The sequence below is a fragment of the Polaromonas sp. P1_E1_2 genome (assembly GCF_056406035.1).
In genome coordinates this window covers 1-4,370 of sequence record NZ_JBFUAZ010000357.1, presented here as the reverse complement: position 1 = coordinate 4,370, position 4,370 = coordinate 1, and the positions used below count along the sequence as shown (strand labels likewise).

Here is a 4,370-nt window from a genome sequence, read left to right as displayed (position 1 = left end):
GGGTGGGGTAATCTACGCTGCCGTCTTCGTGCAAGGGCGTTGCCAGTGCAACGATGCTGCCAGTAATGGGTTTCATGCTCTGCTTGTAAACGTTCGCGGCCATGCAGGTATCTGGGGTGTTCCGGCCTGAACAGCTTCAAGCCGGCCCCGGAAAAGGCCAATCCTGCATTCTACCCAGAGCCTAGGTCAGTCTATAGCGGGGTGGAGCCCCCTCCGCGGTATGAAGGGGGGCGGATAAACCCGCAGTGGTGGCTGATTCGCGGACGGCGGCGATGCGCTGGACAAATCGTGGCGGACGCTCCTCAAAACCCTCCTCGAAGGCCAYCACTCTCAAGCCCTGGCAGACCTGCAGCAATTCACCGGGACGCAGCAAAAAGTCGGGGCGCGAGGGTTTGCCCACCGTTTCATTGCCCTGCGTAAAAGTTTCGTAAATCAGCACGCCACCCGGCGCCAGACTGGCCAGCAGCGCGGGCAGGAGCGGGCGCCACAGGTAATTGGTGACGATGACGGCCTCAAACTGTCGTCCTTCAAAGGGCCAGGGACCCTCCTCAATGTCGGCCACCACGGCTTCAACGGTTTGGGCGGGGCGTGTGGGAAGAGCTGATGCTATGAATTCGATAGCTGCTTGCGCACGGTCTACAAGGGTCAGAGGATGTTCTTTCTCATGAAACCAGCGCGCGTGGCGGCCATGGCCGCAGGCCACGTCCAGCACCATGCCACCCTGGGGCACCAGGTGCGACCAGCGCTGCACCCAGGCGGAGGGTGGTTCCGTGCCATGCGCATTGTTTTCCATCAGTAGGGTCTTACGTCATCTTTGAGCGCGGCGTGCGCCATCGCCTCGACCCGGCTCGGCGCGATCAGCTTGAGCCAGCGGCCCAGCTTGCCCTTGGCCGTCATGACCACCTCGCGTTCCCGGCGCTCCATGCCCTCAAGGATGAGCCGCGCGCATTCCTCGACACTCATGGCGTCGTCTTCTTTCAGGCCGCTGGCACCTGCCGCCACGCCGGCCGCGTTGAAGCCACGGTGGCGGATGCGGGTGGCGACCACGCCCGGGTAGGCCGTCGTTACGCTGACACCGGCCGTTTTAAGCTCGGCCCGCAATGCCTCGAAGAAGCCCGTCATGGCGAATTTGGTGGCGCTGTAGGCGGTGCGGCCGGGCACGCCGATCRGGCCTGCCAGGCTGGAGACCGCCACGATGCTGCCGTGGCGCACTTTTAAATACGGCAGTGCGGCATGGGTGCACCAGACGCTGCCCCAGAGGTTGATGCGCATTAACTGTTCGTACCAGGCCAGGTCCTGGGCCTTGACGTCTTCAAAAAGGGCTTGCGCCGACATGCCTGCGTTGTTGATCAAGGCATCGATTTGCCCGAACCGGCCGATGGCGGCGGCCACCAGTTGGCGGCATTGGTCCTCTTGCGACACATCGGTTTTGACGGCCAGGGTCAGTGCCCCGTGGGCAACGCATTGGCCCGCAACCTCATTGAGCAGTGCTTCATTGCGCGCGGCCAGCACCAGCGCCACGCCGGCGCCGTGGGTTTTGGCCAATTGCCGCGCCATTTCAGCGCCTATGCCGTCTGAGGCTCCGGTAATTACTATTGTTTTCATAGCTGCTTGCGCCCGTCCTGATTGGGCCGCAGCCCAAAACACACATAAAACCCCCAGGCAGGGCCTTGCGCTAGAAGCAGGCCCAGACCTGGTTGGCGAGTGTGAACAGGAAATCCGGCCGTGTGTAGAGGGCAAACACCCCCAGCGACGCGATGATCGCAAGCGTCCACAGGCCGATTCTTTTGGCCACGTCAGGCCCCTTGGGGCACGGCCGCGCGTGCAATCGGTGATTCACGAACCGGCAGGTTCACCAGCGCGGCAAACACGCCCAATGCAATCGCGATGTACCAGACGATGTCGTAGCTGCCCGTGCGGTCATATAAATAGCCGCCCAGCCAGACGCCCAGGAAGGAGCCGATCTGGTGGCTGAAGAAGATAAAGCCACCCAGCATCGACAAGTGCTGGATGCCGAAGATCTGCGCCACGACGGCATTGGTCGGCGGGATGGTCGACAGCCATAGCAGGCCCATCAGGCTGGCAAAGATGTAGACGCTCAAGGGGCTGAGCGGTGCCGCCAGGAACACGGCGATCACGATGGCGCGCGAGAGATAAATCGTCGCCAGGATCTTGCGCTTGGCAATTTTCTGGCCCAGCGAGCCCGCAATGTATGTGCCGAACACATTAAAGAGGCCGATCAGCGCCAGCGCGTAACTTGCGACTTGGGGCGACAGGCCCTTGTCCTTGAGGTAGCTGGGCATGTGGACGCCGATGAACACCACCTGGAAGCCGCAGACAAAGTAGCCCGCCATCAGCAATTGAAAGCTCGGGTACTTGAAAGCCTCGCGCAGCGCCTGAAGGATAGTCTGCTCGCGTTTGGCAGGCTGCCCGCCGGTGAAACCGCCTTCGCGCAGGCCCAATGCCAGCGGCGCAATCAGCAGCACGGCGCCGCTCAGCACCAGTAAAGCCTCTTTCCAGCCCAGGCTGCTGATCAGGAAACCTTCGGTCGGCACCATCAGGAACTGGCCGAATGAGCCCGCCGCCGCGGCCACGCCCATGGCCCACGAGCGTTTATCGGCCGAAATATTGCGCCCGATCACGCCATAAATCACGGCATACGTGGTTCCGGCCTGCGCGGCACCAATCAGCACGCCGGCTGTCAGGGTGAACAGGAAACCGGTGGGCGACAGCGCCATGCCCACCAGGCCCAGCCCGTACAGCAGGGCACCGCCCACGATCACGCGGAAGGCGCCAAAGCGGTCAGCCGCCATGCCGGCAAAAATGCCGAACACCCCCCAGGACAGGTTTTGCACCGCCAGCGCAAAGGCAAAAGTCTCGCGCGTCCAGCCCTGCGCCTGCGTGATGGGCTGCAGCCAGAGGCCAAAACCGTGGCGAATGCCCATGGACAGCGTGACGATGGTGGCGCCGCAGATCAGCACCTGCAGCATGGAGAGTTTTTTGGTTTCGGTGGTCATGGGCGAGTCGCCGCGAGTGGCGAAAAAAAGGAAAGGCCTGAGGCGGCCGGAAGGCTCTTTGCCGACTGTAACGAAAATGGCGGAACACTGCCCGGGCCGCACTTCGTTCCCTGTCTCAAATCAGGTTGGCTGTATATTTATACAGTGACTTTGCCGGCCCCGACTACAATTGCGGCAATTCTTTCATCTGCCATGGCTGACAAACTACCCACCGAATATTCCGAAGGCTCGATCCGCGTGCTCAAGGGCCTGGAGCCCGTCAAGCAACGGCCGGGCATGTATACGCGCACCGACAACCCCCTGCACATCATCCAGGAAGTGCTGGACAACTCCGCCGACGAGGCCCTGGCCGGYTACGGCAAGAAGATCAAGGTCACGCTGCACACCGACGGCTCGGTGAGCGTCGACGACGACGGCCGAGGCGTTCCTTTCGGCCTGCACCCTGAAGAAAAGGTACCGGTCATCGAGATCGTCTATACCCGGCTGCACGCGGGCGGCAAATTTGACAAAGGCAAGGGAGGCGCCTACAGCTTCTCGGGTGGCTTGCACGGCGTCGGCGTGAGCGTGACCAATGCACTGTCCAAGCGGCTGGAAGTCACCTCTTACCGTGAAGGCATGGTCGCCCACCTGGTGTTCTCGGGCGGTGACGTCATTGAAAAGCTGCACCTGCGCAAAAACGGCGATGGAGACCGCAAGACGGGTACCACCGTCCGCGCCTGGCCCGATTCCAAATACTTTGAATCGGCCGCGCTGCCCATGGCCGAGCTCACGCACCTGCTGCGCAGCAAGGCGGTGCTGATGCCCGGCGTCACGGTAACGCTGACCAACGAGAAAACCAAAGATACCCAAACCTGGCTCTACAAGGGCGGCCTGCGCGATTACCTGATGCAGACGCTAACCGGCGACCCGGTGATCCCGATGTTTGAGGGCGAAGGTTTTGCCGACGCTTCGCACGAGAGTTTTGCCGAAGGCGAGGGCGCGCAGTGGTGCGTGGCCTTCACCGAAGAGGGGCAGCCGGTGCGCGAAAGCTACGTCAACCTGATTCCCACCAGCGCCGGCGGCACGCACGAAAGCGGCCTGCGCGACGGCCTCTTCAATGCCGTCAAGAGCTTTGTCGACCTGCATTCGCTGCTGCCCAAGGGGGTCAAGCTCTTGCCGGAAGACGTTTTTGCCCGCGCCAGCTATGTCCTGAGCGCCAAGGTGCTCGATCCACAGTTCCAGGGCCAGATCAAGGAACGCCTCAATTCACGCGACGCGGTACGGCTGGTGTCCAGCTTTGTGCGGCCCACGCTGGAGCTTTGGCTTAACCAGCACGTCGATTACGGCCGCAAACTGGCCGAACTGGCCATCAAG

The 4,370-nt window shown here is 62.1% G+C and carries 4 protein-coding genes; 1 reads left to right on the top strand and 3 read right to left on the bottom strand.

The genetic code is table 11. The annotated features are described in order from the left end of the window. Positions 1–181 precede the first annotated feature (181 nt). The 3 genes from AC1D1P_RS15550 to AC1D1P_RS15540 all read right to left on the bottom strand — a co-directional run bounded on the left by AC1D1P_RS15550 (position 182) and on the right by AC1D1P_RS15540 (position 3,017). Positions 182–793 (bottom strand): class I SAM-dependent methyltransferase, encoded by a 612-nt coding sequence (locus tag AC1D1P_RS15550; protein WP_477673603.1) that lies wholly within the window; start codon positions 791–793, stop codon positions 182–184. Beyond that, a complete protein-coding gene (locus tag AC1D1P_RS15545) occupies positions 793–1,605 on the bottom strand; it encodes an SDR family oxidoreductase (RefSeq protein ID WP_477673602.1) in 813 nt (270 codons plus the stop codon). The genes AC1D1P_RS15550 and AC1D1P_RS15545 overlap by 1 nt, the downstream gene beginning before the upstream one ends. A 191-nt stretch (positions 1,606–1,796) precedes the next feature. Then, positions 1,797–3,017 (bottom strand): MFS transporter, encoded by a 1,221-nt coding sequence (locus AC1D1P_RS15540; protein ID WP_477671112.1) that lies wholly within the window; start codon positions 3,015–3,017, stop codon positions 1,797–1,799. 192 nt (positions 3,018–3,209) lie between these two features. Between AC1D1P_RS15540 and AC1D1P_RS15535 the strand changes: the two genes are divergently transcribed. Next, the coding region (locus AC1D1P_RS15535; RefSeq protein ID WP_477673601.1) for an ATP-binding protein at positions 3,210–4,370 on the top strand (1,161 nt) is incomplete at its 3' end.